Origin of the sequence: Acinetobacter sp. ANC 3929, from assembly GCF_000369405.1 — a bacterium.
GTDB lineage: Bacteria > Pseudomonadota > Gammaproteobacteria > Pseudomonadales > Moraxellaceae > Acinetobacter.
The window spans coordinates 1-26,087 of the sequence record NZ_KB850001.1; the positions used below are offsets into that span (position 1 = coordinate 1).

Annotated in this window: 26 protein-coding genes and 1 rRNA gene; 8 read left to right on the forward strand and 19 right to left on the reverse strand. The window is 41.5% G+C overall.

Annotated elements, in window-relative coordinates:
* The 3 genes from rrf to F909_RS02285 all read left to right on the forward strand — a co-directional run.
* Nucleotides 1-88, forward strand: a 5S ribosomal RNA gene (rrf, locus tag F909_RS20545); the annotation flags it as partial.
* Between the two features lie 114 nt (nucleotides 89-202).
* Nucleotides 203-886, forward strand: a complete 684-nt coding sequence (locus F909_RS02290; RefSeq protein ID WP_005154206.1) for a dihydrodipicolinate reductase C-terminal domain-containing protein — start codon at nucleotides 203-205, stop codon at nucleotides 884-886.
* Nucleotides 887-1,004: 118 nt separating this feature from the next.
* Entirely contained in the window at nucleotides 1,005-1,730 is a 726-nt protein-coding gene (locus F909_RS02285) for an AAA family ATPase (protein WP_005154214.1), read from the forward strand.
* Nucleotides 1,731-1,931: 201 nt separating this feature from the next.
* On the opposite strand, the gene F909_RS02280 is transcribed toward F909_RS02285, so the two are convergent.
* The 5 genes from F909_RS02280 to ribF form a co-directional block, all read right to left on the reverse strand.
* The gene (locus F909_RS02280) at nucleotides 1,932-2,474 is read right to left on the reverse strand and encodes an NADPH-dependent FMN reductase (protein WP_005154215.1); all 543 of its coding nucleotides are present in this window, start codon (nucleotides 2,472-2,474) and stop codon (nucleotides 1,932-1,934) included.
* 105 nt (nucleotides 2,475-2,579) lie between these two features.
* Nucleotides 2,580-3,062 (reverse strand): FKBP-type peptidyl-prolyl cis-trans isomerase, encoded by a 483-nt coding sequence (locus F909_RS02275; RefSeq protein ID WP_005154218.1) that lies wholly within the window; start codon nucleotides 3,060-3,062, stop codon nucleotides 2,580-2,582.
* 1 nt (nucleotide 3,063) lies between these two features.
* The gene (lspA, locus tag F909_RS02270; protein ID WP_171067365.1) at nucleotides 3,064-3,594 is read right to left on the reverse strand and encodes a signal peptidase II; all 531 of its coding nucleotides are present in this window, start codon (nucleotides 3,592-3,594) and stop codon (nucleotides 3,064-3,066) included.
* Between the two features lie 4 nt (nucleotides 3,595-3,598).
* Nucleotides 3,599-6,436 (reverse strand): isoleucine--tRNA ligase, encoded by a 2,838-nt coding sequence (ileS, locus tag F909_RS02265; protein ID WP_005154226.1) that lies wholly within the window; start codon nucleotides 6,434-6,436, stop codon nucleotides 3,599-3,601.
* Nucleotides 6,437-6,524: 88 nt separating this feature from the next.
* A complete protein-coding gene (gene ribF / locus F909_RS02260; RefSeq protein ID WP_005154228.1) occupies nucleotides 6,525-7,526 on the reverse strand; it encodes a riboflavin biosynthesis protein RibF in 1,002 nt (333 codons plus the stop codon).
* 207 nt (nucleotides 7,527-7,733) lie between these two features.
* Between ribF and F909_RS02255 the strand changes: the two genes are divergently transcribed.
* Together F909_RS02255 and F909_RS02250 are read left to right on the forward strand one after the other, a co-directional pair.
* Nucleotides 7,734-8,867: a TDT family transporter gene (locus F909_RS02255; RefSeq protein ID WP_005154230.1), complete on the forward strand. Its 1,134-nt coding sequence runs from the start codon at nucleotides 7,734-7,736 to the stop codon at nucleotides 8,865-8,867.
* A gap of 334 nt (nucleotides 8,868-9,201) precedes the next feature.
* The gene (locus tag F909_RS02250; protein WP_005154232.1) at nucleotides 9,202-9,768 is read left to right on the forward strand and encodes a phosphorylase family protein; all 567 of its coding nucleotides are present in this window, start codon (nucleotides 9,202-9,204) and stop codon (nucleotides 9,766-9,768) included.
* 182 nt (nucleotides 9,769-9,950) lie between these two features.
* On the opposite strand, the gene F909_RS20550 is transcribed toward F909_RS02250, so the two are convergent.
* The 12 genes from F909_RS20550 to ubiG all read right to left on the reverse strand — a co-directional run bounded on the left by F909_RS20550 (nucleotide 9,951) and on the right by ubiG (nucleotide 21,263).
* A complete protein-coding gene (locus F909_RS20550) occupies nucleotides 9,951-10,781 on the reverse strand; it encodes a Hint domain-containing protein (RefSeq protein WP_005154233.1) in 831 nt (276 codons plus the stop codon).
* Between the two features lie 280 nt (nucleotides 10,782-11,061).
* Entirely contained in the window at nucleotides 11,062-11,673 is a 612-nt protein-coding gene (locus F909_RS02245) for a TetR/AcrR family transcriptional regulator (RefSeq protein WP_005154234.1), read from the reverse strand.
* Nucleotides 11,674-11,916: 243 nt separating this feature from the next.
* On the reverse strand, nucleotides 11,917-12,717 hold the full coding sequence (locus F909_RS02240; RefSeq protein ID WP_005154235.1) for an ABC transporter ATP-binding protein: 801 nt from the start codon (nucleotides 12,715-12,717) through the stop codon (nucleotides 11,917-11,919).
* Nucleotides 12,718-12,730: 13 nt separating this feature from the next.
* Nucleotides 12,731-13,534 (reverse strand): aliphatic sulfonate ABC transporter permease SsuC, encoded by an 804-nt coding sequence (ssuC, locus tag F909_RS02235; RefSeq protein WP_005154236.1) that lies wholly within the window; start codon nucleotides 13,532-13,534, stop codon nucleotides 12,731-12,733.
* Nucleotides 13,531-14,706 (reverse strand): FMNH2-dependent alkanesulfonate monooxygenase, encoded by a 1,176-nt coding sequence (ssuD, locus tag F909_RS02230; protein WP_005154238.1) that lies wholly within the window; start codon nucleotides 14,704-14,706, stop codon nucleotides 13,531-13,533. The genes ssuC and ssuD overlap by 4 nt, the downstream gene beginning before the upstream one ends.
* Nucleotides 14,707-14,739: 33 nt before the next feature.
* Nucleotides 14,740-15,726 carry an aliphatic sulfonate ABC transporter substrate-binding protein gene (locus F909_RS02225; protein ID WP_005154239.1) on the reverse strand — a complete coding sequence of 329 codons (987 nt, stop codon included), beginning with the start codon at nucleotides 15,724-15,726 and terminating at the stop codon, nucleotides 14,740-14,742.
* An 11-nt stretch (nucleotides 15,727-15,737) separates the two neighbouring features.
* Complete coding sequence (locus F909_RS02220; protein ID WP_005154240.1) at nucleotides 15,738-16,730, reverse strand: sulfonate ABC transporter substrate-binding protein; 993 nt, start codon at nucleotides 16,728-16,730, stop codon at nucleotides 15,738-15,740.
* 315 nt (nucleotides 16,731-17,045) lie between these two features.
* A complete protein-coding gene (argA, locus tag F909_RS02215; protein WP_005154242.1) occupies nucleotides 17,046-18,401 on the reverse strand; it encodes an amino-acid N-acetyltransferase in 1,356 nt (451 codons plus the stop codon).
* A 112-nt stretch (nucleotides 18,402-18,513) separates the two neighbouring features.
* A complete protein-coding gene (locus F909_RS02210) occupies nucleotides 18,514-18,894 on the reverse strand; it encodes an RcnB family protein (RefSeq protein WP_005154243.1) in 381 nt (126 codons plus the stop codon).
* A 180-nt stretch (nucleotides 18,895-19,074) separates the two neighbouring features.
* The gene (locus F909_RS02205; protein WP_005154247.1) at nucleotides 19,075-19,821 is read right to left on the reverse strand and encodes a YciK family oxidoreductase; all 747 of its coding nucleotides are present in this window, start codon (nucleotides 19,819-19,821) and stop codon (nucleotides 19,075-19,077) included.
* A gap of 30 nt (nucleotides 19,822-19,851) precedes the next feature.
* The gene (locus tag F909_RS02200) at nucleotides 19,852-20,550 is read right to left on the reverse strand and encodes an HAD family hydrolase (RefSeq protein ID WP_004801757.1); all 699 of its coding nucleotides are present in this window, start codon (nucleotides 20,548-20,550) and stop codon (nucleotides 19,852-19,854) included.
* Nucleotides 20,550-21,263: a bifunctional 2-polyprenyl-6-hydroxyphenol methylase/3-demethylubiquinol 3-O-methyltransferase UbiG gene (gene ubiG, locus F909_RS02195; RefSeq protein WP_005154249.1), complete on the reverse strand. Its 714-nt coding sequence runs from the start codon at nucleotides 21,261-21,263 to the stop codon at nucleotides 20,550-20,552. The genes F909_RS02200 and ubiG overlap by 1 nt, the downstream gene beginning before the upstream one ends.
* A 178-nt stretch (nucleotides 21,264-21,441) precedes the next feature.
* On the opposite strand from ubiG, the gene F909_RS02190 reads away from it, so the two are divergent.
* A complete protein-coding gene (locus F909_RS02190; protein ID WP_005154250.1) occupies nucleotides 21,442-22,062 on the forward strand; it encodes a thiol:disulfide interchange protein DsbA/DsbL in 621 nt (206 codons plus the stop codon).
* A gap of 50 nt (nucleotides 22,063-22,112) precedes the next feature.
* Here the strand turns inward: F909_RS02190 and F909_RS02185 are convergent, their stop codons facing one another.
* Nucleotides 22,113-22,748 carry a TetR/AcrR family transcriptional regulator gene (locus F909_RS02185; protein WP_004801761.1) on the reverse strand — a complete coding sequence of 212 codons (636 nt, stop codon included), beginning with the start codon at nucleotides 22,746-22,748 and terminating at the stop codon, nucleotides 22,113-22,115.
* 107 nt (nucleotides 22,749-22,855) lie between these two features.
* Nucleotides 22,856-23,506, reverse strand: a complete 651-nt coding sequence (locus F909_RS02180) for a TetR family transcriptional regulator (protein WP_004801762.1) — start codon at nucleotides 23,504-23,506, stop codon at nucleotides 22,856-22,858.
* 312 nt (nucleotides 23,507-23,818) lie between these two features.
* Here F909_RS02180 and F909_RS02175 point away from each other — a divergent pair, with 312 nt between their 5' ends.
* On the forward strand, nucleotides 23,819-24,844 hold the full coding sequence (locus F909_RS02175; RefSeq protein WP_005154252.1) for a ferredoxin reductase: 1,026 nt from the start codon (nucleotides 23,819-23,821) through the stop codon (nucleotides 24,842-24,844).
* Nucleotides 24,845-24,877: 33 nt separating this feature from the next.
* Entirely contained in the window at nucleotides 24,878-26,020 is a 1,143-nt protein-coding gene (locus F909_RS02170; RefSeq protein WP_171067366.1) for a fatty acid desaturase family protein, read from the forward strand.
* Nucleotides 26,021-26,087: the final 67 nt, after the last annotated feature.

Here is a 26,087-nt window from a genome sequence, read left to right on the forward strand (position 1 = left end):
CCTGATCCCTTCCCGAACTCAGAAGTGAAACCTCTTAGCGCTGATGGTAGTGTGGCACTTGCCATGTGAGAGTAAGTCATCGCCAGCTTTTAAATTTAAACACCCCCTCCGCGTTAGCGGAGGGGGGTTTTTTATTGCTCGGAAGAAAAGAAATGGTGGGAAATAGATTAAAATAAAGAAAATCGTCTACAAATCTTAATTTATGACTAATGTATATATTATTGGCTCTGGTAAATTAGCGAATGAATTACTCAAAGGACTGGATTTTAATAAAGACTATAAAGTCTTCGCTTGGGCTGATCGAAATAATAATGAAGCTGAAATAGCTATTGTTGTACATGCAGGTTCTGGTAGAGAGCTAAAAGAGGCTGTTTCTTATTGTAAACAAACAGGTTCTAGTCTTATTGAGCTATCCACGGATATTGATTACAAGCAACATTACTTGGATATTCCAGTCGTTTTATGCCCAAATACCAATATATTAATGCTTAAATTTATGAATATGATTCAAAAAAGTGGGCAAAATTTCAGCCAATATCAAATAAGTATCATTGAATCTCATCAAGCAAATAAAACCTCTGTACCTGGAACAGCGGTGGCGATGGCCAAGTCACTCAGTATGAAGGATGATGCAATCGAATCAGTACGTGATGTAAAAAGACAGCAGTTTGAGCTTGCGATTCCTGAACAAAATTTAGCTCGACATGCATATCATCGTATTCAAATATCAGATGATAAATCATGTTCAATTGTATTTGAGACAAAGGTTTTAGGTGATTCACCGTATGTTGATGGGGTTAAAGAAATTATTTGTGCTATAGGGAAACATCGCTTAGAAAAACGGTTATATGACGTTATGGAATTGATTGATAATCATTGGATTTAGAGAAGGCCTAAAGAGATCATTTGAGGAAAGCGACAACTCAAGACGTATCTAAATGAATTACGGTGTTTTTCAAACTTAAAATCTAGCATGCTATAACAAATAGATGTGCCAATGTTTTATGCAAGAAAGACCTTATATTCGAGCGGTAAAGTTTAAATCACCTGAGTCCTTGGATTGGGCCAGTTATCCTTATGTTGTTCCTGCCGTTAACGACTTAGAAAGCATCGAGTTTCATCCAGAAGTTACTTTCTTTGTCGGGGAGAACGGTTCAGGGAAATCGACCATTCTCGAAGCTTTAGCGCTTGCTTTGGGTTTTTCAGAAGAAGGTGGAACGCGTAATGTTCAATTGAATACTGCGACAACGGCTTCTGATTTGCATCAGGCGATTCGAACGATAAAAAGCTATAAGAAGCCCCAAGATTATTACTTCTTGCGTGCTGAGAGTTTCTATAACGTTGCAACTTATATGAAGCAAGTAGATTATCTGGTGGAGTATGGAGGAGATATCCACTTACGCTCACATGGAGAGGCCTTCTTAAAGTTATTAATGCTGAAACTCAAAGGCAAGGGTTTATATCTTTTGGATGAGCCAGAAGCAGCCTTGTCTCCAACCATGTTGATGACAACTTTATCGGTTTTGGATCGCTTATGTCAGGAGCAATCTCAATTTATTATTGCCACACATTCTCCTATTTTATTGGCTTATCCAAATGCCAAAATTTATCAGTTTTCGGATATGGGGATTAAGGAGATATCTTATGAAGAAACTGAGCATTTTCGGGTAACAAAGGATTTTCTGAATAATTATCAAAAGAGAATCCAGCAGTTGTTAGAGAAAGAATAGATATAAAAAAGAAGCTCCATCATCCTGACGGGGCTTCTTCATATTCAGTTTATGTCGTTGATATCCTATTAACGACCACGTCCTGTGTGTTTTATTATTCTCAATGAGACTTCCTGTCTCTCTATGATTGATATATTAGCGATGAAGTCGAAAGTGGAACAGACGTAAATCACCCTGATCAACGTAAGCTTAGGCTTACAACTAAGCGATATTATATTTCTGTAGTTTATTAATCAGCGCTGTTAAGCCCTTCACTTCAAATTCATTGGCTTCAAAGTTTTCATCTTTATTGCGTTTAAAAATGTCTCGAATTTCAATGACGGCATTTGGATCAACAAGGCCTAAGCTAGAGGTCACTTGGCGGATTTGGCTGATTGAACGTGAACCATTAGTGGAGCCGTAGCCGATAAAAGCCGCAGATTTGCCTTGCCATTCTTTACCGACGTAATCCAAGGCATTCTTGAGCGCTGGACTATAGCCATGGTTATACTCAGGACTAATAAAGATAAATGCTTGTGCCTGTGCAATTTTATCTGCCCATTGCTGTTGTTTGGGTTGATCATAAATGCCTGTCGCTGGGGGATGAGAACCTGCAAATAAAGGTAAGTCCCACTCTTTAAGATCGACGATTTCTGTTTGAATATCTTTTAATCTGAGTTCAGTCGTTGCTTGTTGTACCCAATTGGCGACTTTGATCGCTGTTCGGCCTTCGCGAACACTACCAACAATAATATAAATGAGCATATTGAAATTCCTGTGTTATTGCTTTGATTTTAAAAATGAATGCCTTTAAATGATCTTATACTTTTTTTAGGCGATAAAAAAAGCTCTCATTTGAGAGCTTTTTTGTTACATCAATTTGATGCCTTGCTGACCTGCAGGGGTAACTTTGAAGATTTCCACTTCAAAGGTAATATTTTTGCCTGCAAGTGGATGGTTAAAATCGATTTCTGTGGTGTCATCATTGACCGATTTTACAACGCCAAACAGTGTAGCTTTGGCCTTGTCTTCAAACTCAATCATATGACCCACGATTGGGCGTTGTTCAAATTTAACCGTATCAAAGATTTGGATATTCTCGGCATTCCAAGGTCCAAAAGCATCTTCAGGGGGTAAATGTACAGTACGACGGTCGCCTGCACGTAAACCAAATAAAGCCTTTTCAAACCCAGGTAACAGGTTACCATCACCAATCACAAGACTAACAGGCTCTTCACGACCACGGGTATTGTCGATTTCAACACCATTTTCAACCGATACAGAAAAATGTAAGTCGACTTTTGAGCCTTCTTGAATACGGATTTCTTCGTTTGGTTGGATAATTTCGTTCATCTTATGCATCCGCATTTTGGTTGCGTTTCTTCTCTAAGAAGAAAGTATCGATCAGCAGCAAAATCGTGCCTAGGGTAATTGAGCTATCTGCAAGATTAAAGGCTGGAAAATGGCTGTTTTGATAATAAACATGAATAAAGTCGACCACATAGCCTAAACTGACACGGTCAATCAGATTGCCAATTGCGCCACCAAGAATCAATGCAATTGCCATCGGTAATACAATCATTTTCTTAGGCATACGCATCAGCCAGAAAACAAAAATCACCGAAACAAAGCCTGCTAATGAGGTGAAAAAGTAGCGTTGCCAGCCACCTGCATCAGACAAAAAGCTGAATGCTGCGCCATAATTATGCAGCAGTGTCCAATTTAAGAAAGGCAGAACGGGAACAGGGTCCGCATAGTTTAAATGCGAACTTGCAATCCATTTGGTCCATTGATCCAACACAATGGCAAGGACAGAAAGTCCAAGCCAGAGTACGTTGTGTGGGTAAAACTGGAATAAGCCTTTTTTTGCTGGGCTTGTTTGCACAGAATTATGCATATTTTCTCACTTCGCCACTGCCAGTGACATTGATAATACAACGAGCGCATAAACCAGCATGACCAACGTGTGTATTTACATCAGGCAATACATGCCAGCAACGTACACATTTTTCACCGTCTGCCGCTGAAACTTGGACACGCAGACCTTCGAGGTCTGTGCTTTCGCCTTGTTCTGCATATGGGTGAACGATGACTTGAGAAGTAATCAAGACAAAACGTAATTCATCAGCCAATTGGTTTAACAATGTTTGTAATGCTTCATCTGCCCAAAGTTCAACTTTAGCAGACAGGTTACTACCAATCAGTTTAGCGTTACGTGCTGCTTCAATCTGTTTATTTACTGCTGATTTTACGCTAATCAATGTTTGCCAATCTGCTTCAGACAACAAGTTTGCCGTTGATGCAGTTGGAATGTCATACCATTCAGCGGTAAATACATATTTTCCAGTCTGTTCTGGAATCAATGGCCAAGCTTCTTGTGCGGTAAAGCTGAGGATTGGTGACATCCAACGAACAAAAGCTTGTACGATATGATACAACGCAGTTTGTGCAGAATGACGTGCCTGTGAGTCTGCTTTGGTGGTGTACTGACGATCTTTGATGATGTCGAGATAGAAGCCACCTAAGTCATTGATACAGAAGCTGGTCAATGCATTGGTCACAATATGGAAGTTCATCTCTTCATAGGCTTGCTGGATGGTTTTTTGAACCTCAGCAGCACGTTGCAAGATGTATTGATCCAATGCAATCAGTTGGTCGACTGGTAACGCATCTGTTGATGGTTTGAAGCCATTCAAGTTGGCCAACAAGAAACGCAAGGTGTTACGGATACGACGATAACCATCTGATGCGCGGCTAAAGATTTCTTTACCAGCCGTCATTTCATAGCGATAGTCCGCCGATGCGATCCAGAAGCGTAAGCCATCAGCACCCATATCTTTGATAATGTCTTGTGGGGTAATGATGTTGCCTAATGATTTAGACATCTTACGACCTTTCTCATCGACCACAAAACCGTGGGTGAGTAGGCCTTTATAAGGCGCACGTTCATTGATTGCAATTGAGGTTAACAACGATGATTGGAACCAGCCACGGTGTTGATCTGAACCTTCAAGATATAAGTCTGCTGGATCTTGTAGATCATCACGTTCACGCAGCACTGCATAGTGTGTAGTTCCTGAGTCAAACCAAACGTCTAAAGTATCCCGTACTGCATTATATTGTTCTGCATCAGCACCGATAAATTCACTTGCTTCGCGATTGTACCAACCGTCAATACCTTCTTGCTCGATCAGTTTGGCCACTTCTTCGATCAATTCAGGTGTACGTGGGTGTAATGCATTGGTGTCTTTGTGCACAAAAAATGGAATTGGCACGCCCCAAGTTCGTTGGCGTGAGATACACCAGTCAGGACGCCCTTCAATCATAGATTGAATACGGTTTTTACCCCAATCTGGCACGAAGTCGATGTCATTTTCAATCGCGTTTAATGCGGTTTGACGTAAGCCTTTTGCATCCATGCTGATAAACCATTGTGGTGTCGCACGGAAGATAATTGGAGTTTTGTGACGCCAGCAATGCGGATAGCTATGTTTAATCGGTTGATGTGCCCATAATCGACCCACTGCACCTAAAGCCTCAATGATTTTTGGATTGGCTTTATAGATGTGCTCACCCGCAAAGATCGGTGAAGTTGGTAAATAAACACCATTACCACCAACTGGGTTTTCAACTTTTAAGTTGTATTGTAGGCCGACCTTGTAGTCATCCACACCATGGCCCGGAGCGGTATGAACAGCACCCGTACCACTGGTGGCAATGACGTGCTCACCTAAAATTACTGGGACTTGGCGGTCTGTAAGCAGTGGATGTTGTAATAATAGATTTTCGATTGCTGAGCCTGTGAAATCAGCAAGAACCACTGGATTTTCAAGCTTATAACGTTCAACTGCAGATGCAACTAAGTCTTTTGCAAGGATAAAGTTTTGCGTACCACGTTCAGTGGTCACTTGAACCAATTGATAGTCGATTTCAGCGTGTAGTGCAACCGCTTGGTTAGCGGGCAAAGTCCACGGTGTAGTGGTCCAAATGACGATATCCGTGGCATCTTGAACGTCAACATTCAAACGTGTGCTGAGATCTTTGAGATCAACAACCGTGAAACCAACATCAATCGCATCTGATTTTTTATCTTCGTATTCAACTTCCGCTTCTGCGAGTGCAGAACCACAATCCAAACACCAGTTCACAGGTTTTAAACCTGGTTCAATATGACCTGCTTTCGCAATGGCACCCAGTGAACGAACGATGTCTGCTTCTTGTTTGAAATTCATGGTCAGGTAAGGATTATCCCAATCCCCAAACACACCCATACGCACGAAATCTTTCTTCTGTAATTCAACTTGTGTGTATGCATATTCACGGCATGCTTTACGGAAGGTTGATGCATCAACTTTGACACCGACTTTACCGACTTTCTCTTCAACTTTGAGTTCAATTGGTAGACCATGACAGTCCCAGCCTGGCACATATGGTGCGTCAAAACCATCCATGACACGGCTTTTAACAATGATATCTTTTAATACTTTATTGACAGCATGGCCTAAATGGATTTGACCATTGGCATATGGAGGGCCGTCATGCAGTACATATTTTTTCTTGCCAATACGCGATTCACGAATCTGCTGATAAATGTTGTCGGCATACCACTCTTCTAACCATTTGGCTTCACGCACAGCCAAGTTTGCCTTCATGGCAAAATCAGTCGCTGGCAAATTGAGTGTGGCTTTATAATCCACTGCATTTTCAGGAGTTTGCTTATCGCTCATGCAAGTTTTCTTCCAGTTTGATCAGTTTGTAAACTGACATGTATTACTTTAGGATTTGTGAAGTATTAACAAACCCTACTAATTAAATTTAAAAAGGAAATTCTGTTGTGTCGGTACGATAGTCTCGTAACTTTTGCACATCATCATGAATTCCAGCTTTGAGGGCTTCAAGCGAAGGGTAATTCAGTTCACCATGTAAATAGTGAAGGAAGGTTACCCGCATCAATAAGCCATACAGATTAGCAGAAACATCAGGGAAATGTACCTCTAATCGCCATTCTGGGTGGTCTTGTTTGATGGCTGGGCGTGTCCCCACATGGCCTGCGCCAAATAAACTGTCAGCTTGGTATCCTGTGATGCCGTTGAGGGCAGGATCTGCATGTTTTACTTTTGCTGTCAGTGAGGCATTTTCACAGACCACATCCACCGCATAAATCCCATTTAAACAGGGTTTATGACGGTTCAAACGGACATTAATGGTTGGAAAATCAAGGGTGCGACCAATCTGATCGCCATATTGCACGCGACCTGTGATGCTGTAAGGACGGCCTAATAATTTTGCCGCCAAAGCCAAATCACCTGCTTGTAATACTTGACGAATACGGGTTGAACTGACACGTTCACCATTTAAAGCAATGGTATTTAAATTGATGACATCAAAACCATAATCACGTAAGAATTCGCTATTACCTTGGCGGTCTTTACCAAAATGGAAATCATCACCGAGCACCAAGCTTTGGGCATTGAGTTTTAATTTGAGTAGGTCGGCAAATTCGGTGGCATTTAAGCTTCTAAAATACTGATCGAATTTCGCGACAGCAATGTAGTCCACACCGAGCTCTGTTAAATATTCTACTTTTTCTCTGAGCGAGCTGATACGCGGTGGAGCATCATAACCTTTAAAGAATTCAAGTGGTTGTGGCTCAAAAATCATCACCAATGTTTTTAAGCCTTGCGCTTCAGCCAACGTTTTGAGCTGGGCAATCATCGCTTGATGGCCGAGATGGACACCATCAAAATTGCCAATCGTTACCGCAGTTGGAGGTAACTGAAAATCTGGCGATAATGCGTTGAGACGAAGCAACTTCATGGGCGTTAAATACAGTGATTTTTGCAAAGGCTATATATTGCCATATTCTCGGCGTTTCGTCTTGTTGTTGTGTTTTTACACAGAAAAATTTCAATAATTAATCGCTTTATATCAATTTAATTGATTCATTAAATAAAAATAAATCAATTTTTCTTATTTAGGAGTTCTATTAAAATAACAACATTGTCGCTTTAGATAGAAATAGAGATGAAAAAGCCATTTTACCAGCTAGAACAGAGCACAGATGTGATTCGCCATTTTACCCCGAACTGGTTCACTGCAACCATGGGAACGGGTGTTGTTGCCATGATTTTAGCACAATTACCTTTCGCCTCATCTCTGTTATTTATGCTGGCGACCAAATTATGGCAATTTAATATTCTGCTATTTAGTACGTTTAGTGTGCTTTATCTCTTACGCTGGATTTTATTTCCAACTGAAGCCAAGCAGATTTTTACGCACCCTAATATGAGCCTATTTCTCGGTGCGATTCCGATGGGGCTTGCTACAATTGCCAATGGTTTTCTCAGTTTTGGTACACATTTATATGGTGATATTGCCATTCAAATAGCCGAATACCTTTGGTACATCGATGTCGTTCTTGCCGTCTTGATCGCGTGGGTGGTGCCATTTTGTATGTTCAGCTGCCAAGATCACCAGTTACATCGCATGACTGCGGTTTGGTTGTTGCCGATTGTGGCGTGTGAGGTTGCTGCAAGTTCAGCAGGGCTGTTATTGCAACATTTAGCGGCGGATCAACATGCACTGTATATCTTGATCACGGGTTATGTGTTGTGGGGCATTTCAGTTTTACCTGCTTTTGCGATCTTAACGATTTTGATGCTACGTTTGGCATTGCACCAATTGCCTGAGAAAGAGGTCGCGATTTCTAGCTGGTTATGCTTAGGACCGATTGGAACTGGTGCATTAGCGTTATTACTATTGGGTGAGCAAGCACCACGGATCATGCAAGCGATGGGGTTTGAAGGCCTAGCGACATTACTTCCAGCTTTGGGTATTGTGGCAAGTTTGGTGTTATTAGGTTTTGGCTTATGGTGGTTTGGGATTGCGATTTTGACCACACTGCGTCATATGCGTACAGGCATTCCATTTAACTTGGGTTGGTGGGGCCTCACTTTCCCGTTCGGTGTATTTATTCTGGCGATTTTTAATCTGGCGCATCAGCTGCACATCGATTTCTTACAGTATGCGGCTGTGGTTTTAAGTCTGCTGTTGGTTGCTTTATGGGCTTTGGTCATGAAGAAAACAGTCGTAGGAGCGTATAGTGGTCAATTATTTTTCTCTCCTTGTTTGGTCGCCTTACAGCAGAAGATGCAATAATATCGAGGTATGATGAAGCACACCTTTTTATGTGACCTTAGTTCGTTTTATATCTTTAGTTTTTTAAAAACAATTATCTTGATGGAATCTTATTTGTTCTCATCCAATTTCAGGATAAACCTTCGGTTCGACTTACTTTTGTTTCGGCAAAAGTAAGCAAAACCATTGTCATCCGCAAAACTCGTTGACTACCATCAACTAGCTGAAAGAGTCGCAGAAACAACTCCTTATAAATGGAGCCCTGTCTCGAACAGTTGCGGACGACGTTTCCGAGTATCATATTTTTTGTTAAATTCATGCTATGTTTGTTTATTCTGATTGAAAAGAGTCCTTTATGAATGCTGATATTGCTCTGATTATGGCTTTGCCGAATGAATCTAAAGGTCTATTTGAGCAAGCTGGTATCGACGTTCATTACAGTGGAATCGGCAAAATTAATGCAGCATTTAAAGCCTTTGAGGTGATTCAAAAAACGGGCTGTAAGACACTCATCAACTTAGGAAGTGCTGGAAGTTCATATTTTGATGCGCACAGTTTGGTTGAAGTCATCACTTTCGTACAACGTGATATGGATGTGTCTCCCTTAGGTTTTGCTATGGGTGTGACACCGATGGATGATGAAATTCCAGCAGAGATCCATATCCAGCCACATTTTGAGCTTTTACCCAAAGGGATCTGCGGCACAGGTGATTCTTTTGAAACAGGAATTCCTAAAGTCAGTTGTAATCTCGTGGATATGGAAGCCTATGCCTTGGCTAAAGTGTGCCAAAAGTTAGGTGTGCGTTTGATTTCGGTCAAATATATTACTGATGGCGCCAATGATACGGCTCATTTAGATTGGGAAGAGAATCTGCTGCTTGGTGCACAAAAATTATTGGCGTTGTATCAAGCGCATTTTTAAATGCAAAGATTTAATACAGTGGTATGTATAGGTAAGCTTTATATTGTTAATAAACCATTGAAATAAAATAATTGTTTTGTGGTGGATTCGCATAACGGCCATTATGTTAAATGGAGCAAATTATCTAAATATTTGTATATTATATTTATAAAGTTCAATAGTAGCTAAAATTAGTTTTAATGCTACAAAACCGTCTGTTCAGGGCTACTCGTGTTATGTACAAACACACCAGACATAGTGACAAAATAAGTATGATGATCTGCTACCTCCAAATTATAAACAGTGTCTGTAAATGAAATATATTGTCCATTTTCATCTTTTAAAACATTACGTTTATTAACCCCTACACCCGACTTATCAGTGAGGCTACTTCCTTTAATAATGTTTTCATTCTTACAATAATCAATATCTATTGCTGTCCCTTCTTCAAAATCATAAAACTCAATGTCTTCAGTTTCCATTGGATTCTGTGAAACATAATAATTTTGTTGATACCAAGCAATTGTAGAATCTAAAGTTTCTAAATTTTTATCTTGATATTGATATAAAGGTTGTGCCTGTTCTATATAGAATAAAATACAATCTTTATTCATAACAATTTCATATTGTTGTAATTGATCTACCCGTTTCCACTCAGGCTTTGCGTAAGGAACGATACTTTCTAAACTTTGGTTCCCATCCCCAGTCCCCCTTCCCACGACAAAAACAGGATGGTTCGGTGTAGCTATAAATTCAGATAAACTATGAGTATAACGATATGTACTACTATCAATTATATTTCCGTTGATGTCTTCATCATTCCAATGTTTTTTCACTTTCACTAACCATAACTCTTTATTTTCATAAACAAAGGTATTGACTACAGGTTTATATATTGACTCACCCACACCGTTTTCAGGTTTGGACAGTACTAAATCACCGACTTTAATGTCTTGAATTGGTGTCCAACCTTGTTCTGTATGTACCAATATTCCTGCTGGAAAACCAGTTCCTGAACTAAGATATGTGTCCATAAGGCTCTCTTATATTTTAATTTAATAATTAGTGAGTTTGTCTAAAATTAACATAATACGCTTTATACGGAATGCTTGATATTTTGTATTTCGTATCAATATCTCATTCAAAACCGTTCTATAGTTTATAGCACTAGAACGGTTTTTCTATGATGGCTTATGCCCATAATTTTGTTTAGGTCAACTTAATAATTTTCTCACTTATTTAACAGAAAAAGCGACTCACAACGTCGCTTTTTTATTATATTTCAATCGCTAAAATAAGGTTAGTGAAGAAAATTTAGCGAGGCAACACGCCGTATAACATCACATGGATAGTATGTTCGATGGTCCGTTGATACATGCTACGGTTGCGTAAGGTTTTACCTGTCACCATTTCCATTTGTGTTGAAAAATCAGCGTAGTTTTGTGTGATCGCCCAAATGTTGAGAATCAATAATTCTGGATCGACCTCTGCCGACAATTTGCCTTGTTCTTGCCAAGTTTGAATCACCTTGGTTTTACGCTTAAATAGCTTTTTCAAAGGGCCTTTTAAGATCGGCAAAATATGCGGTGCACCTTGAATAATTTCGAGGGCAAATAAACGTGAGGCTTTTGGCTGATCACGTGAGCTTTCAATTTTTTGAATCAAATAGTGAGTGAGTGCTTCAGTTGGCTCAAGCTCAGACTCTAAGGTTTGTAAGGGTGCAAGCCACTTTTGCAACACAGTGGTAAGCACTTCGACATAAAGCGATTCTTTATTTTCATAGTAATAGAAAATATTCGATTTATGCATATTTGCAAGTTGCGCAATCTCATCGAGGCTGGCACCACTAAACCCATAGACGGAAAAAACATCTAGGGCAGCATTCAGCAGCTGATTGCGCTTTTGTGTACTTTTCTTCTGTTCCATCTGCGAGCTTGATTCAAAAAATGTCATTGACATTGTAAGATAAATTGTCGGATTTGTGCACAATTGTGCAATTTTTTTATCGAAAAAAATATACTTTTTAGGCCAGTGCTAACGATGTATTTGATAATTATTGAAATCTAAAAAAATGCATACATATTTTGTAAATAATTTTTTTCTGATCAGGGAAAAAGAGCGTTAAGTTTTTATTATTTTGGTCACATTTTAGTTCACATTGATGCGGCTTTAGGTGGCTAAAACCGCATCGAGAACTTGTTGTTCGAGTTGGGCGAACGCGATACTTTTTTTACGCGGGCGTGGTAGGTTCACCTGAAAACTATGGGCAATATGCCCTTGATCCAACAGGATAATCCGGTCGGCAAGTTGGACTGCTTCACTGACATCATGCGTGACCAAGATAGCGGTAAAACCTTGTTCTTTCCAAAGGCGCTCAATGAGGTTCTGCATTTCTAAACGGGTCAGTGCATCCAATGCGCCAAGCGGTTCATCTAACAGCAAAATACGTGGCGTATGGGAAAGGGCCCGTGCAAGTGCAGCGCGTTGACGTTGTCCACCTGAGAGCTGAGCTGGCCATTGCGTGGCTTTGTCTTTGAGTCCTACTTTTTCCAACAGCGCTTCTGCAAGCTGATGCTGATTTTTGGGTAAACCCAATTGTACATTTTGTATAATACTTTTCCATGGGAGTAGGCGTGGGTCTTGGAACATGACACGAATGTCATGGTTGGTGATGCCTTCACGGAAATGACGCGCTGACTGGAATTTAATTTCACCGTAGCTGGCTTTTTCCAGTTGGGCAATTAAACGGAGCAAGGTGCTTTTACCGCAACCGCTACGCCCAACGATCGCAACAAACTCACCCGCTTGGATATTCAGGTCGAGGTCTTCGAGGACTTTCACTTCACCATAAAATTTATACAGTTGCTCAATCAGAATATGCGCACCATTGTCTGGCGAGGTTGAGGTTTCTGCCTCAGTAACAGGCTGAATCAGGTTGTTATCGTAGAAGTTTAAATTTAAGTTACTCATCTTGATGTCCTTATTATTTTTGATAACCTGCATGCCAGCGCAGTAGATAACGTTCCAGAACTTGAGCCAATACATCCGCTAATTTTCCGAGTAGGGCATAGAGTAAAATACCCACCAAGACGATATCCGTTTGTAAAAACTCGCGTGCATTCATGGTCATATAACCAATTCCTGCTTGTGCAGAAATGGTTTCTGCCACGATTAACAGCACCCAAACCAGACCTAAAGAGAAACGTAGTCCGACCAGGATAGAGGGCATTGCACCAGGTAAAATAATGTCTTTATACAGTTGCCAACGATTGAGACCGTAACTTTTTCCCATTTCGATCAATTGTGGGTCGACAGAGCGAATACCATGATAGGTGTTGATATAGATTGGGAAAAATACACCGACAGCGACTAAAAAGAGTTTGGCAGTTTCATCGATCCCAAACCATAAAATCACCAGTGGAATCAGTGCCAGTGCAGGGATGTTACGGATCATTTGCAAGGTGGTATCGAGTAAAGTCGAGGCAATACGAGATGAACCATTCAATAGTCCCAAGATCAGACCTAGGCCACCACCAATTAATAAACCGAGCAAGGCACGGCCTGCGCTGACTTTGACATGTTGCCAAAGCTCCCCACTGATTAGTAAGTGCCAAAAGGCACTCACGACAGCAGTTGGGGCTGGCAATACTCTGCTTTGCAATAAGCCAGAGCTCGAAGCTGCTTGCCAAATCAGAACCAGCAGAATTGGAAATAGCCAAGGCAGCAGCCCTTTCCCTATTTTTTGTGTTCCACGTGAAACATCATTTAAAACAACCTTTACATTCATACAGTCTCCTTGATCAAGGTTTTTGCTTCCTTGGTCTCAGGAACATAATTATTGGCAATGATTTCCCCGAAAGGCCCAGTTAAATGCGGTTGTGCCAGTTTTTCCCGTGTTTTGAGTGGGAGTAAAGGGAACACCAGTTCGGCAAAGCGAATTGATTCTTCCAAATGTGGGTAACCTGAGAAAATAAAGGTATCAATACCCAAATCTGCATATTCTTGAATTCGTGCAGCAACGGTTTCTGGGTCACCTACTAAAGCAGTTCCTGCACCACCACGGACTAAGCCGATGCCCGCCCATAGGTTCGGCGATACTTCAAGTTGATCTTTACGACCACCATGTAATGCTGCCATGCGTTGCTGACCCACTGAGTCCATTTGTGCAAATTTTTTCTGTGCTGCGGCAATCGTTGCATCATCTAGGTATTGAATCAGTTCATCGGCAGCGGCCCAAGCCTGCTCATTGGTTTCGCGGACAATCACGTGTAAGCGAATGCCATAATTCAGGGTACGGCCTTTGGCTGCGGCTTTGCCACGTAAATATTCAATCTTTTCTTTCACTGCTGCAGGTGGTTCACCCCAAGTCAAATAAGTATCGACTTGCTCAGCTGCAAGCTCAGTTGCGGCTTCTGATGAGCCACCGAACCACAGCGGTGGATAAGGTTTTTGTACGGGTGGGTAGAGCAGTTTGGCATCATCGACACTGAGGCGTTCGCCGTGGAATGTAAATGATTCACCTGTATGTGAGCGAGTGAGAATTTCACGCCAGATTTTGACATATTCAGAAGCAGTTTGATAACGGGTACCGTGATCCTCATAGAGTCCATCACCTTTCAATTCTTGCTCATCTCCACCTGTGACAAGGTTGAGCAGAATACGGCCATTGGAGAGGCGATCAAAAGTTGCTGCCATGCGTGCAGCCAGTGCTGGTGTGGTCAGCCCTGGACGCAGTGCCACTAAAAATTTAAGTTGTGTAGTTGCATCAATCAAACTGGCAGCCGTGATCCAAGGGTCTTCGCAAGAACGTCCAGTTGGAATAAGTACGCCTGCATAACCCAGATTATCCACGGCAACCGCAATTTGTTTCATATAAGCATGATCGACCTGACGAGCGCCCTTGCTGGTGCCTAAATAGCGACTGTCACCATGAGTGGGGATAAACCAGAAAATATTCATGTCGATGTTCCTTTATGAAAATGAAATCAATGTTTATTGGGCAGACCAGACACTATGCTGAATATCAATTTGCACAGGAATGAGCTGATCTTGTTTAAATAAATCGGCGATTTTTTGCTGACTCTGTATCACCTCAGGTGTAAGAGTGTGTACAGGAGATGGTTTTGGTCGTTTGTCTAAAACACGTTGTGCAACGGGAAGGCTTAAGCCCGTACTTTGTGCATAAATCTGTAGTGACTGATCTTGATGCTGCACAATCCACTGATCTGCAATATTGATGCTCTTGATCAGTTTTGGTGCAGAATCAGGATGCTTTTTAATAAAGTCAGGATTACCAATATAAAAAGAATAAGTGGTTGGAAAAGCAGAGCCATCTATCAAGGTTTTGGTATGGCCTTGGAGTTCAGCTGTCCCTAAGTAGGGCTCCCAAATTGCCCATGCATCAACAGCCTGTTTGTCAAATGCTGCGCGTGCGTCAGCAGGAGGTAACCAGATGGGCTGAATGTCTTGCCAAGATAGGCCTGCTTTCTGCAAGGTTTTTGCCAGCAATTCATGTGCACTTGAGCCTTTTTGTACTGCGATACGTTTGCCTTTTAAATCTTGAAGGGTGCTGATTTTGCCGTTGGCATGTACCAGAACAGCTTGTCCTGTTGGTGGAACCACTTCATAAGCCACATAGCTCAACGGTTTAGCCGCAGCTTGAGCAAAGATCGGTGGCGTATTGCCGACATAACCAAAATCAACTGCGCCGACGGCAAGTGCTTCAAGCATCTGTGGGCCGGCAGGGAATTCGCGCCATTCAATTTTGGCGTTCGGAAACTCTTGCTCAAATAGCTTTTGTTGTTTAGCAACCAGTAAATTGAGCGAGGATTTCTGGAAACCGATAGACAGTGTTTTGACAGCCGTATTTTCAGTTGCTGAAGCTGTTTTCTCCGCATTCTGTTCGGGCTTCTGGCAAGCACTGAGTGAAAATGTAGAGATCAGCAAACCCAAAACAGAAACTTTAGATAACAACTTCATGGCATCCTCAATTATTTAACTTGCTTCTTTAATACAGCATCTTGGATCACAAGTTGCTTCGGAATCAGTTTTTGGGCAAAAAAAGCATCGGCTACATATTGCTGCTCTTTTGCCACTTTTTCAGAAATCGGTTGAACCCCAAAACCCATGCGTGAAATCGAACTTTTTAAGACATCAAACTCAAGAGCGGTTGGCTTTTCTAATAATTTTGCTGCATCGTCAGGATGGGCTTTGACCCATTCTGTAGTTTGATTGAGTGTCGTGACCAAGGTGGTTAAAACCTGAGGATGGCTGTCAGCAAATTGGCGATCGGCCAAATAGAATTGGTGATTGCTGACCAAATGTTCGCCCGTAGCGATCACACGCGCATGGATTTGATGCTCTGCTGCTGCGAAGAATGGATCCCAAATCACCCAAGCATCCACAGCACCCTTTTCAAAGGCAGCACGTGCATCTGACGGTGGTAAATATACAGGTTGAATATCTTTTAAGCTGAGGTTGTTTGCTTCTAATAGTTTGAGCAATAGATAGTGAACATTTGAGCCTTTATTCAGCGCGACACGTTTGCCTTTGAGATCTTGGATGGATTGAATCGGAGAGTCTTTTTGTACAATCAACGCTTCTGCGGTCGGCGCAGGTGGTTGGTTGGCGACATAAACTAAGTTTGGATTGGCCGCTTGAGCAAAGATAGGTGGTGCTTCACCTGCTTCACCAAAGACTACACTACCGACATTTAACCCTTCTAACAGCTGTGGGCCCGCAGGGAATTCGACCCATTTAACATTCACACCTTGAGCAGCAAGATTTTTTTCTAATTCACCTTTTGCTTTGAGAATCGGCAAGATGCCATACTTTTGAAAGCCGATATTTAATGTTGTGGTTTCTTGTTTTGTTGTCTCTTGCTGCTCTGGTTTTTTTGCACAACCTGCAATTCCCATCAGGCTGGCAAGACTTGCCGCGATGATGGTATATGTTGCCCATGAACGATTGATTGAAATAGCCATGTTGGTTGTACTCCCCGACAAATCAAAAGATTTAAATAAGATGAGCAACTAAACTAAAACTTTTTTTATTGCATAAAAAATAAGTAATCGGGCTTTGCTTATGACGAAAAGTGCAAAACAGAAAATCGCATAATCTTATCTATGGGTTGAATAAGTGTTGATCGCTTTAATTTGACTAAGATATTGTTTTTTATTTGGATTAATTTTATTTGTCACTTGGTTAACTTGTTCTTCACACTGACTTAAGCAAGGATCATGATGATGTAGAGATATCTTTATCAAAAATAAAAATATCTCCTCTAACGTGAGCTGTGATTAGCGTAATGCTTTTTTAAAAACCAGCGAATTACGCTGATAGTTATACAGTGCTTGGCGTGCATTGGGTAAATCATCCACGCTGGCAGGACTAAAGCCTTGCTCTAAGAACCAATGAGCAGTTCGAGTGGTGAGCACAAACAGTCGTTGAATCCCTTGCTGTTTGGCCTTGCTTTCCAAAAATTGCAAAATTTGACTACCACGATTGGATTTACGATAGCTTGAATCTACTGCGACACAGGCGATTTCAGCAGAACGAATTTCATCTGAATCTGCGGGAATCGGGTACAGTGCTGCACAAGCTAAAATCATACCGTCGCGTTCAATCACTGCAAAATGTTCAATTTCACTTTCAAGACGTTCGCGAGAGCGATAAACCAGAATCCCTTCTTGTTCCAGTGGACGCAGAAGATTAATCAGGCCACCGACATCGTGAATATTGGCAATACGAACTTCTTCATAGTGAGCATCGGTGATCAAAGTACCAATACCATCGCGAGTGAATAGTTCTTCAATCAGTGCGCCGTCATAAGCATATGAAATCAAATGTACACGATGTACGCCAGATAAAGAGGCTTGTTGAGCTTGTTTGAGGTGTAACGCAAATTCTGGATATTGTTGTTGGTTTTGTTGAATATACGGTTCAAGCTGACGCGGACTTAATTCACGTAATAACTGTTGTTGTTCATTCATTAAACCTTGTTTTTCACCCAAGAAGATCAGTTTATCTGCTTTTAAGGCAGTCGCTGTTTTGGTGGCCACGTCTTCAGCCAGTAAATTAAATACTTCACCTGTGGTTGAATAACCTGTTGGTCCAAGCAAAACAATATTGTGATTGTCTAAATGGCGTTGAATGGCATCAGTATCAATAGAACGGACTTCACCAGTCAGCTGAAAGTCGATGCCATCGCGAATGCCATAAGGTTTTGCTGTGACAAAATTACCCGATACTACATCAATGCGAGCACCATACATGGGCGAATTGGCCAAACCCATTGAGAGTAGGGCTTCAATTTCTAGCCGAATAGAACCCACCGCATTCATGACACCGCGTAAGGATTCGCGTGTTGTAATGCGACGACTTTCATGGAAGGGTGTTTCGATATTGCGTTCGAGCAGATTTTGATTTATTTGCGGACGTGCGCCGTAGACCAAAATTAACCGAATCCCTAAAGAATGTAATAGGGCAATATCGTGGATGATATGTTGGAAATTTTCATGTTGAACGGCTTCGCCAGAGAACATCAAAACAAAGGTTTTATCACGGTGTGCATTGATATAGGGTGCGGAGTGGCGAAACCAATGCACATAATCTTTTGTTGTACTATGTGAATTTTCAGTCATTTGCTTCGCCATGTTGATCTCAGATATGCAGCACTTGCTCTGATTTTAACGAAAAAAATCAAAAGATAAATCTATTCCTAAACCAGTCATTCAACTTTGATGTTGCTGAATGATCAAAAAGGGCTTAGAAGCCCATGATTCGGATAATACTGTTGTCATCTGAATTGACTAAAATGTAATCATTGTTGATTTTATACCACTGTTCGTTACGACCAGGCCGAGGTAGATTACTGTCTTTATAATCGACTTTATAACCGTTGCCACGATAGTGTTGTGGCATGACGTAGCCTTCTTGCCAACGATGTTGTTTTAGACGTTCTACACCACGTTCTTCACGCATACGACGTTCACGTTGACGATTCTCACCATCTGGGCGATCAAAGTTACGACCACCTTGCCAGCCGCCACGCGAATCATCATCACGATCATGCGGGCCCGCAAAACTCCCCATACTACTAAACAGGACTGTCGAACCTAAAACCAAGATAATGAAAAAATTTTTCATGATGCACCTTATTGACTTCGGATGTCTCTCATGTGAAAACTGTACCTTAAAAATGCAGAGAAACTGTGAAGATCGATTCATTATTCCATTAAAAAAATGAAGATACGCCACACATTTCTCTCAAAAAAGCAGCTTTAAGGTCAGTGTCCAATGTTATTTAGAATTATTGTAATGACTAAATTAAGCTTGTGCGTCAATACTTTGCCCATTCATATCTAAACTGTCATCACCCATCAGATAAAGGTAAGCAGGCATAATACTGTCTGGTGTCGGTAATACTTTTGGATCTTCTTCAGGATAGGCTTTGGCGCGCATCGCGGTACGGGTACCACCTGGGTTGATGCAGTTGAAGCGGATGTTCGGATAAGTATTTTCTGCTGCAAAAATTTTGCTCATCGCTTCCGTTGCAACTTTAGACACTGAATAAGCACCCCAAAGCGCACGCGCTTCACGACCCACGCTTGAACTGGTAAACACCACGGATGCATGCTCAGATTTCTCCAGCAATGGTAAGAGGGCTTGAGTCAGTGCAAAGGGAGCGCGTAAATTTACGGCTAAAACATCATCCCAGACATCAACAGGATAGTGAGCCAGTTCTACTCGATCACCCAACATGCCTGCATTATGCAAAATGCCATCAAGACGACCAAATTGTTGCTCCAGTGTACTCACTAACAGCTCATAGTCATGGCTTGATGCTGTAGACAGCTGTAATGGTAAAATAGCAGGTTGTGGTGCACCTAGACCTTCAATTTCATCATAAATGACTTCAAGTTTGTTTAGGGTACGACCGTGCAACACCACTGTTGCACCGTGAAGGGCATAACTCATGGCAGCAGCGCGCCCAATTCCATCGCCAGCGCCTGTGATCAGAATAATACGATCTTTCAATAAATCTGGACGAGGTTGATATTCTGAGTATTTCATTGTTATGCCTCCTATTCTTATCTTACAAATTTAATTCATCATACCCTGATTTTCTGACAATACAGTGATTTTCTGTTTGATCAGTTGATGCAGTTCAGGAATGGTTTGAATAATGGCATCGGCTTGCCAAGCAGCAAGATCATCACGTGATTCTACTGGCAAATAACCGTAAGCAGCCAAGATGGTATACATATCTGCATGACGACCTGCGTCAATATCTCGTGGATGATCACCGACATAGATAATCTCTTTGGCATCGAGCTCGAGCTGCTTTGCCGCCAAATACATTGGTTCTGGATCAGGTTTGGTTTTGCTGACATCTTCTGGGCAAACCAAGACTGCACAGCGTTCAGTCAGATCTAGCTTTGCCAATAGAGATTCGCTTAGACCACGAGGTTTGTTGGTGACAATTCCCCATGGAATTTGATGTGCTTCCAGCTCTTCAAGTAATGGATACATGCCGACAAACAGGTCGGTATCGACCACAATATTGTCACCATATACATCTAAAAAACGTTGCCGATGTGCCAAAAAGACAGGGTCTGTGACCTCTAATTCAGGATAAACCAGCTTCACCATGGCACGCGCACCTTCCGAGACTTGTGTACGGATAGTATCGGCATCAACCACAGGGCGTTGTTCATCACGACACATTTGTTGAATGATGCGAATGAAGTCTGCAGCGGTGTCAATCAATGTGCCATCGAGATCAAATAAAACGGCTTTCATTAGGCACCTGTATTTGTAGTATGAACCATGTAATTCACTTCAACATTGGGTGCTAACCAATAGTGCTTGGTGATTGGATTGTAGTGCAGACCAATCATTTCTTTCAGCGTAAGGCCAGCATTGCGAATATCATGTGCCATTTCAGAAGGACGAATGAATTTATGATAATCATGGGTGCCTTTTGGCAGTAAGCGCAGGATGTATTCAGCCCCAATAATCGCGAATAAATAAGACTTAGGATTACGGTTAATCGTTGAGAAGAACACATGACCACCTGGTTTCACCAAGGTTTGGCAGGCTTTCACAATTGAAGCTGGATCTGGGACGTGTTCCATCATTTCCATACAGGTCACCACATCGTATTGACCTGCTTGTTCTAGTGCCAACTGTTCAACGGGGATTTGACGATATTCAATGTTTTGTACATTGTCTTGTTCTGCATGCAAACGACCCACTGCAAGGGGTGCTTCGCCCATATCGATGCCGAGTACATCAGCCCCACGACGTGCCATGCTTTCAGCCAAGATGCCACCACCACAACCGACATCAAGCACTTTCTTGCCAACCAAGCCACCCACGCGCTCATCCACCCAGTTTAAACGTAAGGGATTGATTTGATGTAGCGGGCGGAATTCAGAATGTTGATCCCACCATTTGGCAGCCAATGCTTCAAATTTTGCGATTTCTTGTGGGTCAACATTCAATTGCGACATGGTGTCACCTCTATATTAGGATGATTATTTAGGTTTAATCTGTTGGTAGTGTAGCGATTCTGGCAAAAAAAGCGATAAATCCAATAAAAAACTTCACAGAAGCAAAACGAATTGCTCGTGTTTGTTTTATATTTAGCATATAAACTTACGAAAAATGCTTAGAGGAAAAGCAAAGCCAATGAAAAAGTTAGTATTAAGTGGTTTGAGTGTAGCTGCATTGGCATTCTCAATGAATGCAATGGCAGCAGATTTTGTGGCGGGTAAAGACTATACCGTGATTGCCAATCCGAGTAAGACATCAGCACCTGCTGGACAGCTCGAAGTGCGTGAGTTCTTCTGGTACGGTTGCCCGCACTGTTTCAAGCTTGAGCCACATATGCAAACGTGGTTAAAACAAATTCCAAAAGACGTTTATTTCCTGCGTACGCCTGCAGCAATGAATAAAGTATGGGAACAAGGTGCGCGTGGATATTATGTTTCTGAAGCACTGGGTGTGCGTAAGAAAACCCATATTCCACTATTCCATGCCATTCATGACGGTGGTCAGCAAATCTTTGACCAAGCCTCTCAAGCAAAATTCTTTGCGCGCTATGGTGTACCTGAGCAGAAATTTAACAGCATGTTTAATTCATTCCCAATCACGGCAAAAATTGCTGAGTCAAATAAATTGGCGCAGCAGTATCAGTTGACGGGTGTTCCTGCCGTGGTCGTGAATGGTAAATATGTGGTTCAAGGTGAAGACGGTAAAGTGACACAAGTGGTTGATTACTTGCTGGAAAAAGAACGTAAAGCAAAATAATTTACGTCGATCAGTAATAAAAAAGGACTGTAGAAACAGTCCTTTTTTATTTAGTTTTGGTCAATCTGTAAATCTTTTAAATCGATCTGGACTTTCTGTGTTGGTAGGGACAGGGCCTGATTGACATAGAGATTAATCAACTTCTCACGAGAACCGATTGAGCGCTGGTAATAGCTTGAGTTCAACAGTAATGCCGCACCGTAGGTCAAAGACCAGATATAAGATAGGTAATCACGAATCGACATATCGTAATTTTGTGATTTTAAATATTTTTCAGTCATATCTTTCAATGAAACAATGCGTTGCTGACGAATCGCATACAGTTCATCAAACAAGTGCTTTAGTTTCGACTCAGTCATCGTCAGATGTTCTTCTAACTGATGCAGCAGAATGGTACGACTCGGTGACGTTAAATGATAAAGCATATAACGCGGTGCGTATTCTTTGACATCGGTATTGTATTTATCTGAAATTTTTAAAATTTCTTTTTCATTTTGAATAATCAGTTCCAGCAATAGTTCATTCTTGCTACGGAAATGTTTGTATAGCGTACCTTTAGCAATATCCAGTTCCGCAACCAGTTCATCTAAGGTCATTTCTTGGTTGTTTTCTAATAATAGTTTTTCCGCAACCTGCAAAATTTTTTCTTTACGAATTAAGAACTGAGTATGACGATCAGGATTCATGATGCTTATAAGCTCCTCATAGTGTTCTAGACTGCGTTTGCATTAGTGTCTAATGCATCATAACGCTAAGCAATGCTTTTATATATCAAACTTTGGTTTGGATCAGGTCAAGCGTTTTGTGGTTCCCAGTTGGAGATGCCACTGAAGAGTAAACGGACTTGAGTCGCTGCATTGTCGATAAATAAGTTTTGTTGTTCGAGTAGATGATCAATCGTGAATTGTTTTGGTAAATTGATCCACGTCATTGCCCATGTAAACGACATATTAATCAAAATCGTAGATAAGACTTGCAAGTCTTTGGCTTCTTTAATGTGTTTGAAGGTTTCGAGTTTGCACAGATCAATGGCGAGATCTTCGATCAGGAACTCAATTTCACGTGCGATTGCAATGCGAACTGTTTCTGAGCCACCCCAACGTTCTGCAATCATAAACTGCCATTGTTGCGGGCTATGATTCACTGCCTGTACAAACAGTTCAATACTGGTACGGGTTTTAGCACTGCCACTGTGTTTCAAATAGCTTTGTCCTAATTGATGGATCAAGCTTTTTAAATGCAAAGAGACTTGATCAACCAGTTCTTGGCCCAGTGTATCCATATCTTGGAAATGACGATAAAACGCCGTTGGAACTAAACCAACTTCGCGAGCAACTTCACGCAAACTAATACTACTAAATGAGCGCCCAGCAGTGCTGAGATGAAGTGCTGCATCTAGTAGAGCCTGCCGACTCTGTTGTTTTCGTTCATCTCTGATCGACATGAATAAGACTCGTTGAAACCGTACAGCAGAGTCTAGCAAAAAAAACAGAAACTTTTTAGTCCTTGTCCATTGCTAAATGCCAATGTTTTTGATCTTTCACTGATCAAGGCTTGCTAGGTATGAGCTCAAAGCATGCGTAAATTTTAAATTTTTTCCTTATTTTAAATGGCTTATTAAAAAGTATAAAAAATATTCAAAAAATTAGTGAACAAGTGTTGACTCAGTGAACACAAATAAATATAGTGTACACATGTTCACTACACGAACATTTGTTCACTCAAAATAAATAGCCAGATACAAAACGAGGAACGTATGAACGCAGAGTTAAGTTATCAGCCACATTGGATTCGAGAAGATTTTGTTGATTTTATTTTGCAGAAAATAAAACCAACCTTTGCCTGGAAACGCATTCTTGCAGAAGTGACCGCCGTACAGCCACTCAGCTCGGATATGGTGTTATTGACTGTGAAGCCAAACCATAATTTTGATTTTAGCCAAGTCAAAGCAGGTCAAAGTGTTTTGATTACCCTGATGATCAATGGGATATATCAACAACGTAGTTATTCAATTATCGATGTCACGCTACACGGTGAAATCCGCTTTGGGATCAAAGTTCAAGGTGTCGTGTCTAAAGCAGCACAACATTTGCGTGTTGGGGACAGCTTCGAGATTTCACAGGCACAAGGTGACTTTGTGTTACATCAAGGTCAGCAACCTGCATTACTGATTGCTTCAGGTTCAGGAATTACCGCGATTTATTCTTTATTGAAACAAGCAATAGAACAGCAGCTTGAACAAATTCATGTGGTTTATTTTAACCGTGCAGAGGTGTTGCATCAGGACATCTTGGCTTTGGCAGAGCAATATCCACAGTTGAACTATCATTTCTTTAATACGGCAGAGCAAAAACAGCATTTAGATGCAGCATTGCTAGAGAAATTAGTCCCAAATTTTAAAGATGTGCAGGCTTATGCGTGTGGTCACCACAGCATGATGCGCCAAGCGCAAGAAATTTATACGCAACAGGATGCGGCTGGAAATTTTCATCAAGAGTTTTTCCAACCGATCCAGATTGAGCATTCAGGTGTAGCTCAGCCGATTAGTTTCCGTCGTGCGCAACAGAATTTTATTGCAACGACCAATTTGTTAAGTAGTGCAGAACAAGCGGGTTTACGTCCACAACATGGTTGCCGTATGGGCGTGTGTAACCGTTGTAGTTGTACCAAAGTCAGTGGTGTGACACAGAACGTGATCACAGGCGAAATTGATGATCAACCGAATCGTCCAATCAAGTTATGTGTGAGCCAGGCTTTAAGCCCAGTCACGATTGACCTATAAAAACAAAGATATTTGAGGATCAACACAATGAATATGGCATTAGAATTTAAAACCGTATCAAAGTCAGCGCATTTAACCCCTGATCAAGTCGAAGAGTTTGGTCGCCGTGTCGAGCAAATACGCCAAGACGTGATGCAAAACCTCGGTGAGCAGGATTCAAAATATATCTACAAAGTGCGTAATTTCGTGCGTTATACCGAAATCGCATCACGTGGCATGTTGATGTTTGGTGGTTGGATTCCACCGGTATGGTTGCTGGGAACCGCCATGTTGGGTGTGTCTAAAATCGTCGAGAATATGGAGCTTGGACATAATGTTATGCATGGTCAGTTTGACTGGCTGAATGACCCAAGCCTACGTGGTGAAGACTACGATTGGGATAACACCTGTTCAGGCAATGATTGGCGCTTCACGCACAATTATATGCATCACACCTATACCAATATTGTTGGTAAAGACCATGATGTCGGTTATGGCATTTTGCGGGTGACAGAAGATCAAAAATGGGAAGTACGTCATATAGCCAATATTCCGTTGGCTTTACAGTTGATGTTCTTTTTCCAATGGTATGTCGGGGTACAAAACCTGCATTTGGAAGATGCGCTGATCTATAAAACCAAAACATGGAAACAGGTCTGGGCGGATGCATCTGATTTCCGTAAAAAAGCGACGCGTCAGGTGTTAAAGGACTATGTGTTTTTCCCTGCCATTGCAACGATTAACTTTATTCCAGTATTGGCTGGAAATGCAGTTGCAAACATCATGCGTAATTTATGGTCGTCAGCCGTGATTTTTAATGGTCACTTTACTGAAGATGCGGAAACCTTTGAAGCAGACAATACTGAGAATGAGACCAAAGCGCAGTGGTATCTCCGTCAGATTCGCGGTTCGAGTAACTTTACCGGCGGTAAATGGATGCACTTTATGAGTGGTAATTTGAGCCATCAAATTGAGCATCATTTGTTCCCAGATATGCCTGCCAATCGTTATGAGCAAGTTGCACCACAAATCAGAGCGTTATGTGCTGAATATGGCGTGAACTACAACGAAGCTAACTTTATGAAGCAGTTCTGGACGGTTTGGGTTCGTTTAGCAAGATGTTCTTTGCCAAATGATATGGCTGCACAAGTGGCTCAAACTTGGACGAATTTCAAATCGAAGTTTAAGTTTGCCTAAGCGATGACTAATTCTGTGAATTGTAACGAATAAGTAAAACTGGAAGGACGTGTAATTGAGCTATACT

What these genes read in the sequence shown, in the direction of transcription:
- F909_RS02290 (WP_005154206.1), top strand. Translation starts at nt 203, where the DNA reads ATGACTAATGTATATATTATTGGCTCTGGTAAATTAGCGAATGAATTA.
- F909_RS02285 (WP_005154214.1), top strand. Translation starts at nt 1,005, where the DNA reads ATGCAAGAAAGACCTTATATTCGAGCGGTAAAGTTTAAATCACCTGAG.
- F909_RS02280 (WP_005154215.1), bottom strand. Translation starts at nt 2,474, where the DNA reads ATGCTCATTTATATTATTGTTGGTAGTGTTCGCGAAGGCCGAACAGCG.
- F909_RS02275 (WP_005154218.1), bottom strand. Translation starts at nt 3,062, where the DNA reads ATGAACGAAATTATCCAACCAAACGAAGAAATCCGTATTCAAGAAGGC.
- ileS (WP_005154226.1), bottom strand. Translation starts at nt 6,436, where the DNA reads ATGAGCGATAAGCAAACTCCTGAAAATGCAGTGGATTATAAAGCCACA.
- ribF (WP_005154228.1), bottom strand. Translation starts at nt 7,526, where the DNA reads ATGAAGTTGCTTCGTCTCAACGCATTATCGCCAGATTTTCAGTTACCT.
- F909_RS02255 (WP_005154230.1), top strand. Translation starts at nt 7,734, where the DNA reads ATGAAAAAGCCATTTTACCAGCTAGAACAGAGCACAGATGTGATTCGC.
- F909_RS02250 (WP_005154232.1), top strand. Translation starts at nt 9,202, where the DNA reads ATGAATGCTGATATTGCTCTGATTATGGCTTTGCCGAATGAATCTAAA.
- F909_RS20550 (WP_005154233.1), bottom strand. Translation starts at nt 10,781, where the DNA reads ATGGACACATATCTTAGTTCAGGAACTGGTTTTCCAGCAGGAATATTG.
- F909_RS02245 (WP_005154234.1), bottom strand. Translation starts at nt 11,673, where the DNA reads ATGGAACAGAAGAAAAGTACACAAAAGCGCAATCAGCTGCTGAATGCT.
- F909_RS02240 (WP_005154235.1), bottom strand. Translation starts at nt 12,717, where the DNA reads ATGAGTAACTTAAATTTAAACTTCTACGATAACAACCTGATTCAGCCT.
- ssuC (WP_005154236.1), bottom strand. Translation starts at nt 13,534, where the DNA reads ATGAATGTAAAGGTTGTTTTAAATGATGTTTCACGTGGAACACAAAAA.
- ssuD (WP_005154238.1), bottom strand. Translation starts at nt 14,706, where the DNA reads ATGAATATTTTCTGGTTTATCCCCACTCATGGTGACAGTCGCTATTTA.
- F909_RS02225 (WP_005154239.1), bottom strand. Translation starts at nt 15,726, where the DNA reads ATGAAGTTGTTATCTAAAGTTTCTGTTTTGGGTTTGCTGATCTCTACA.
- F909_RS02220 (WP_005154240.1), bottom strand. Translation starts at nt 16,730, where the DNA reads ATGGCTATTTCAATCAATCGTTCATGGGCAACATATACCATCATCGCG.
- argA (WP_005154242.1), bottom strand. Translation starts at nt 18,401, where the DNA reads ATGGCGAAGCAAATGACTGAAAATTCACATAGTACAACAAAAGATTAT.
- F909_RS02210 (WP_005154243.1), bottom strand. Translation starts at nt 18,894, where the DNA reads ATGAAAAATTTTTTCATTATCTTGGTTTTAGGTTCGACAGTCCTGTTT.
- F909_RS02205 (WP_005154247.1), bottom strand. Translation starts at nt 19,821, where the DNA reads ATGAAATACTCAGAATATCAACCTCGTCCAGATTTATTGAAAGATCGT.
- F909_RS02200 (WP_004801757.1), bottom strand. Translation starts at nt 20,550, where the DNA reads ATGAAAGCCGTTTTATTTGATCTCGATGGCACATTGATTGACACCGCT.
- ubiG (WP_005154249.1), bottom strand. Translation starts at nt 21,263, where the DNA reads ATGTCGCAATTGAATGTTGACCCACAAGAAATCGCAAAATTTGAAGCA.
- F909_RS02190 (WP_005154250.1), top strand. Translation starts at nt 21,442, where the DNA reads ATGAAAAAGTTAGTATTAAGTGGTTTGAGTGTAGCTGCATTGGCATTC.
- F909_RS02185 (WP_004801761.1), bottom strand. Translation starts at nt 22,748, where the DNA reads ATGAATCCTGATCGTCATACTCAGTTCTTAATTCGTAAAGAAAAAATT.
- F909_RS02180 (WP_004801762.1), bottom strand. Translation starts at nt 23,506, where the DNA reads ATGTCGATCAGAGATGAACGAAAACAACAGAGTCGGCAGGCTCTACTA.
- F909_RS02175 (WP_005154252.1), top strand. Translation starts at nt 23,819, where the DNA reads ATGAACGCAGAGTTAAGTTATCAGCCACATTGGATTCGAGAAGATTTT.
- F909_RS02170 (WP_171067366.1), top strand. Translation starts at nt 24,878, where the DNA reads ATGGCATTAGAATTTAAAACCGTATCAAAGTCAGCGCATTTAACCCCT.